The organism is Burkholderia sp. Cy-637, assembly GCF_011753175.1.
Classification (GTDB): domain Bacteria; phylum Pseudomonadota; class Gammaproteobacteria; order Burkholderiales; family Burkholderiaceae; genus Burkholderia; species Burkholderia gladioli.
In genome coordinates this window covers 23543-29542 of record NZ_VWWC01000092.1, presented here as the reverse complement: position 1 = coordinate 29542, position 6000 = coordinate 23543, and the positions used below count along the sequence as shown (strand labels likewise).

Sequence of the window (6000 nt, the reverse complement as noted above, 5' to 3'; positions counted from 1 at the left end):
CGAGGATCATCGAGCGCGTCACGCCGACATACTGCGTGGTGTACGCGATCATGAAGGTATTGGTGAAGTAGACGCCGGCGATGCCGATCGTGTTGGCGCCGATGCCGAGCAGCACCAGGCCGCGCGCTGCCGGTGCTGATCATCACCGCGCGCGACGCCGTCTCGGACCGCGTCAAGGGGCTCGACGCCGGCGCCGACGACTACCTCGTCAAGCCCTTCGATCTCGACGAACTGGGCGCACGCATGCGCGCGCTGATCCGCCGCCAGTCGGGGCGCAGCGAATCGGTGATCCGCCACGGCGCGCTCACGCTCGACCCGGCCTCGCACCAGGTCACGCTCGACGGCGCGGCGGTGGCCCTCTCGGCGCGCGAGTTCGCCCTGCTCGAGGCGCTGCTGGCGCGGCCCGGCGCGGTGCTCTCGAAGAGCCAGCTGGAGGAGAAGATGTACGGCTGGGGCGAGGAGATCGGCAGCAACACGGTCGAGGTCTACATCCACGCGCTGCGCAAGAAGCTCGGCTCCGACCTGATCCGCAACGTGCGCGGGCTCGGCTACATGGTCGTCAAGGAATCGTAGCGCGTGAGGTCGATTCGCCATCAATTGCTGATCTGGCTGCTCGCGATCGTGGTCGCGGGCGTGGGCGCCGCGGGCTGGCTGATCTATCGCCAGGCGCTGGCCGAGGCTAACGAACTGTTCGACTACCAGCTCCAGGCGATCGCCGCGGCGCTGCCCTCGGAGCCCTTCTCGCAGGTGTTCGGCTCGCGCACCAACGGCGACGAGGGCATCGTGATCCAGATCTGGAACCGCAACGGCGGCCTGATGTACTTCTCGCATCCGCGTGCGCCGATCGCGCCGCGCGCCGAGCTGGGCTTCTCCACCGAACGTACCGATCGCGGCGAATGGCGCGTGTACGGCGCGATCGTCGGCGACAACGTGGTCCAGCTCGCGCAGCCGCTGTCGGTGCGCAACCGGCTGGCCGCCAGCGTCGCGCTGCGCACCGTGTGGCCGCTGATCCTGCTGCTGCCGTTTCTCGGCGCGGCGGTCTGGATGATCGTCGGGCGCGGCATGCGGCCCTTGCGGCGCGTCACGCGCGCGGTCGAGTCGCGTCGGCCCGAGGCGCTCGACCCGTTGCCCGACAACCGCCTGCCGCAGGAAGTGCAGCCGCTCGTGCATGCGCTCAACGGCTTGCTGGCGCGCCTGGCAGCCGCTCTCGACACGCAGAAGGCCTTCGTCGCCGATGCCGCGCACGAGCTGCGCACGCCGCTGGCCGCGGTGCAGATCCAGGCGCAGCTGGTGGCGCGCGCGCAGGACGACGAGACCCGCCGCGAGGCGCTGGCCGACCTGCAGAGCGGCGTCACGCGCGCCACGCGCCTGGCCGAGCAACTGCTCGCGCTGGCGCGCTCCGAGCCCGACGGCGCCACGGTGCGCGAGCCGGTCGCGCTGGCCGACGTGCTCGCGCATTGCGTGAGCGCGCAGGCGGTGGTCGCGCAGAAGCGCAACATCGACCTCGGCATCGAGGAGGCCCAGCCGGCCATCGTCGACGCCGATATCGGCGCGCTGCGCGTGATGCTCAACAACGTGCTCGACAACGCCGTGAAGTACACGCCGGAAGGCGGGCGCATCGACGTCTCGCTGAGCTTCGGCGAGGGCCGCGCGCTGGTGCGGGTGGCCGACAGCGGCCCCGGCATCCCGCCCGAGGAGCGCGAGCGCGTGTTCGACCGCTTCTATCGCGATTCCTCGGCGCGCGTGCGCACCGACGTGTCCGGCAGCGGCCTGGGCCTGGCGATCGTCAAGCGCGTGGCCGCCCAGCAGCGCGCCACCGTCACGCTCGGCGAATCGCCCGCGGGGGGCCTGCTGGTGGAGATCGCGTTTCCCGGCGCGCGTCTCGCCTGAAAGCCATTTGAAGGCCGTGTGGCGAGGGTTTGCGATCCGCCCCCGATTCTGTTAAGCCTCCTTTAAGACAGTGCCTTTACGCTGCGAACCAACAACGAGGAGGTAGAACGATGAACACCCGTTTCCTGGCGCGCAGCGCCGTCGTCGTGGCCGTCGCGGCCGCTTTGTCCGCCGGTTATGTGGCCGGCACGCGTCATGCCGAACCGCCGCAGATCATCTCGCCGGCGCAGGCCGCCGCGCTGATGCCGGCCGAGGCCGCCGCGAAGACGGGGATTCCCGATTTCTCGGGGCTGGTCGAAACCTATGGCCCGGCGGTGGTCAACATCAGCGCCAAGCACGTGGTGAAGGCTTCGGCGCGTCGCGGTGGCGGCGCGCAGCAACTGCCGATCGATCCTAGCGATCCGTTCTACCAGTTCTTCAAGCACTTCTACGGCCAGGTGCCGGGCATGGGCGGTGGCGGCGGCCAGGCCGACGACACGCCGAGCACCAGCCTCGGCTCGGGCTTCATCGTGAGTCCTGACGGCTACATCCTGACCAACGCGCACGTGATCGACGGCGCCAACGTGGTCACCGTCAAGCTGACCGACAAGCGCGAGTACCGCGCCAAGGTGATCGGCGCCGACAAGCAGTCCGACGTGGCGGTGCTCAAGATCGACGCGAGCGGCCTGCCGACCGTGAAGATCGGCGATCCGCAGCAGAGCAAGGTCGGCCAGTGGGTGGTGGCGATCGGCTCGCCCTACGGCTTCGACAACACCGTGACCTCGGGCATCATCAGCGCGAAGTCGCGCGCGCTGCCCGACGAGAACTACACGCCGTTCATCCAGACCGACGTGCCGGTCAACCCCGGCAATTCCGGCGGCCCGCTGTTCAACCTGCAGGGCGAGGTGATCGGCATCAACTCGATGATCTACTCGCAGACGGGTGGCTTCCAGGGCCTGTCGTTCGCGATCCCGATCAACGAGGCGATCAAGGTCAAGGACGAACTGGTGAAGACCGGCCACGTGAGCCGCGGCCGCCTCGGCGTGGCGGTGCAGGGCCTCGACCAGACGCTGGCCAGTTCGTTCGGACTGCAGAAGCCCGACGGCGCGCTGGTCAGCTCGGTCGATCCGAAGGGCCCGGCCGCCAAGGCCGGCCTGCAGCCGGGCGACGTGATCCTGTCGGTGAACGGCACGCCGGTGCAGGATTCGACCATGCTGCCGGGCCAGATTGCCAGCCTCAAGCCGGGCACCAAGGCCGACCTGCAGATCTGGCGCGACAAGGCACGCAAGGACGTGACGGTGACCCTCACCTCGCTGGCGGACAACCAGCAGGTCGCCGGCAACGACGAGCCGGCCGAGCAGGGGCGCCTGGGCGTCGCGGTGCGTCAGTTGAGCCCGCAGGAGCGCGCCGGCAGCTCGCTCACGCACGGGCTGGTGGTGCAGCAGGCCACCGGGCCGGCCGCCAATGCCGGCATCCAGCCCGGCGACGTGATCCTGGCGGTGAACGGCCGCCCGGTCACCAGCCCCGAGCAGTTGCGCGACGCGGTCAAGAACGCCGGCAACAGCCTGGCGCTGCTGATCCAGCGTGACGACGCGCAGATCTTCGTGCCGGTCGATCTGAGCTGATCCGAACCATCCGACCGGCCGGGATCGCATCTTGCTTGGCTTTGCAGCTTGGATCCCCGGCCGGGCGGCAAGCCTGGTTTCGTGGCGGCATCCCCGTGCCGCCTTCCGTTTTCCGACCCAGTAAGGAGACGAACCATGCAACAACAACACGTTTCGAAATTCCTGCTTGCGGCCGCGCTGGCCTTGGGCCTGGCGGGCGGTGCCTATGCGCAGTCCGGGCTGCCCGACGTCAAGCAGCAGGGCGACGTCAGCTACGTGTCGGGCGGCGTCGGCCTCGACGAGTCGAATGCCTTCCAGCGCGCCGAGCACCAGTGGCCGCTGTCGATCCGCTTCACCGGCGCGGGCGGCGAATACCTCTCGGGCGTGCACGTCTCGATCATGGGCCACGACGGCGAGGTGCTGAAGGCCGATACGCGCGGCCCCTACATGCTGGTGCGGCTCGCGCCGGGCGCCTACAAGGTGAGCGCGAATTACAACGGCAAGACCGAGATGCGCAATGTGACGGTGCCGGCCAAGGGCGACGCGAAGCTCGCCTTTTCCTGGGCGGCGCAGTAAGCTTTTTGTCGGCTCGCCGGCCGGCGGTGCCCGATCCCGCACGCGATCGCGGCATTTCCTAGATAATGAAAACCACGGCCTGGGCCGTGGTTTTTTTTCGACCGTCGGCCTTCTGGCGGCGCGACGGCATCGCAGGATGGCGCGGCGGCGACCGCGGATTTCGGGGAGAAGCATGGAGCTGAACGACGCGCTGCGGGTTGCGCTTGCGCCGTCGAAGGTCTGGGCGGCCTTGCACGATCTCGCGTTGCTGCGCGCGAGCGTCGAGCACTGCGAAGCATTGACCCGGCTGTCCCAGGACGACTACACGCTGGTGCTGACGGTGCCGCTCGGGCCGCTGCGCGCGCGCTATGAAGTCCGCGTCCATCTTCAGCCGACCTCGGGCGGGCGCCCGCGCCGCAGCCTCGTGTTCATCGCGCGCACCGAAGGCGGCGGCCTGCTGCGCGGGCAGTTCGACGTGCGCCTGTCCGGCCATCGCGTCGCCGACGGGCTCGTCACACGTATCCACTACACGATCCGCGCCACCGCCGCGGGGCCGCTCGCCGAATTGCCGCCGCGCCAGGTCGAGCAGGGCCTGCGGCGCTTCGCCGACGATTTCTTCTCCGAGTTCGCCGCCAGCCTGCTGGCCAAATTCGGCCTCGCGCCGAATCTCGCCACGGCCGAGCCGCGTCACCGCCATGTGTTCCTGCGTCCCGACGGCTTGTCGGCCGCGCTGCGCCGCGCGCGCGAGCGCTCCGCGTTCGGCGGCGCGCTGGCGGGGCGGGCGGGCGGCGCCATGCCCGATGGCCGTGCCTCGGGCGTGGCCGTGCCGGCCTGGGTCTGGCTGACGGTGGTGGCGCTGGTGGTGGTCGGGCTCGGCGTGGCGCGCTGGCTCGGCATGTGACGGCATGTGAGACGCGACCGGCCGGGCTTGCCGGCTAGGTACCCGGCGGCGGGCGCCGCCGTCTTTGCTCCCCTTGCCGAATCTTTCAGGCCGCCGGCTTGCGTCGCAGCGCGGGGCTCAGCCGCAGCATGTCGAACACCGCGTCGACCAGTGGCTCGGCATGCTGCTCGGCGTCGATCTCGTCGGGCAGCATCAGCATGTCGCGCACGAAGCCGCTGACCAGCGTGTGCAGCATCAGGGTGGCGCGCCAGGTGTCGAGATCGGCCGGCAGTTCGCCGTCGGCGACCGCCTGCTTCATGTCGCCCTCGATGTTGTGCAGCGCCTCGGACATGCCGGCGCGATTGCGCTGCAGCAGCGGCTCGAGGTCCGCGACATATTCACATTTCAGGAACAGGATGCTGAACACGCGCCGCAGCTGCGAATCGCGCGCGACGCCCAGCAGGCACCAGACGAGGATCTTGCGGATGCGTCCGAGCGGGTCGGCGCGGGGCTTGTCGGAGGTTGCCTTCAGCTCGTCGATCGGCAGGAACACGCGGTCGAACATGGCATCGAACAGCTCGCCCTTGTTCGCGAAATGCCAGTAGATCGCGCCGCGCGTGACGCCCGCGTGCTGGGCGATGTCGGCGAGCGTGGTGTGCGAGACGCCCTTCTCGAAAAAGACGTGCTCGGCGGCGTCGAGGATGCCGTTGCGGGTCGCGAGCGCTTCCTCTTTGGTACGTCTGACCATTGCTGTGCCTGTGCTGCGCCGGTACTGATGAGGTCGGCGACGTTGATGATGAGCCTGGAAAACCGATGATTGCTTGATCCGGAGAAGGGATCGGCGCGTGAACTTACGTGCGTAACCGTCGGTAATTTGTAAGAATTTGTATCGTTCATGAACACCTTTTACATACATACATGAACGTATATACAATACCACCCACGATCGAAGGGCCCAAGCAGTAGATCGAATACCCATGCGGCAATCAGTTAATATCCACCTCTGCTGATTTCCCTCCCGTATTGCGTCGCGGTTGTCGCGCGACGTCCCCCGGCACGGCAGCATGCGTGCCGTTGTCGTATTCGCAGTCC

General features: G+C 68.5%; 5 protein-coding genes and 1 pseudogene. 5 read left to right on the top strand and 1 reads right to left on the bottom strand.

Features of this window, described 5'->3' with window-relative positions:
* Positions 1-123 precede the first annotated feature (123 nt).
* From F3J10_RS22305 to F3J10_RS22285, 5 genes and pseudogenes are all read left to right on the top strand, one after another.
* Positions 124-573: pseudogene (locus F3J10_RS22305) on the top strand (winged helix-turn-helix domain-containing protein); the annotation flags it as partial.
* 3 nt (positions 574-576) lie between these two features.
* Positions 577-1890 carry an ATP-binding protein gene (locus F3J10_RS22300; RefSeq protein WP_025096972.1) on the top strand — a complete coding sequence of 438 codons (1314 nt, stop codon included), beginning with the start codon at positions 577-579 and terminating at the stop codon, positions 1888-1890.
* A 110-nt stretch (positions 1891-2000) separates the two neighbouring features.
* Positions 2001-3494 (top strand): DegQ family serine endoprotease, encoded by a 1494-nt coding sequence (locus F3J10_RS22295; protein ID WP_025096973.1) that lies wholly within the window; start codon positions 2001-2003, stop codon positions 3492-3494.
* Between the two features lie 135 nt (positions 3495-3629).
* Positions 3630-4049 carry a carboxypeptidase-like regulatory domain-containing protein gene (locus F3J10_RS22290; protein ID WP_013699233.1) on the top strand — a complete coding sequence of 140 codons (420 nt, stop codon included), beginning with the start codon at positions 3630-3632 and terminating at the stop codon, positions 4047-4049.
* Positions 4050-4221: 172 nt separating this feature from the next.
* On the top strand, positions 4222-4929 hold the full coding sequence (locus tag F3J10_RS22285) for an SRPBCC domain-containing protein (protein WP_167234109.1): 708 nt from the start codon (positions 4222-4224) through the stop codon (positions 4927-4929).
* A gap of 85 nt (positions 4930-5014) precedes the next feature.
* Here F3J10_RS22285 and F3J10_RS22280 read toward each other — a convergent pair whose 3' ends face one another.
* Positions 5015-5656, bottom strand: a complete 642-nt coding sequence (locus F3J10_RS22280) for a TetR family transcriptional regulator (protein ID WP_013699231.1) — start codon at positions 5654-5656, stop codon at positions 5015-5017.
* Between the last annotated feature and the right edge of the window lie 344 nt (positions 5657-6000).

Bases quoted from the DNA above. Each gene is read 5' to 3' on its own strand.
- F3J10_RS22280 (WP_013699231.1), bottom strand. From the start codon at position 5,656: ATGGTCAGACGTACCAAAGAGGAAGCGCTCGCGACCCGCAACGGCATC.
- F3J10_RS22295 (WP_025096973.1), top strand. From the start codon at position 2,001: ATGAACACCCGTTTCCTGGCGCGCAGCGCCGTCGTCGTGGCCGTCGCG.
- F3J10_RS22285 (WP_167234109.1), top strand. From the start codon at position 4,222: ATGGAGCTGAACGACGCGCTGCGGGTTGCGCTTGCGCCGTCGAAGGTC.
- F3J10_RS22290 (WP_013699233.1), top strand. From the start codon at position 3,630: ATGCAACAACAACACGTTTCGAAATTCCTGCTTGCGGCCGCGCTGGCC.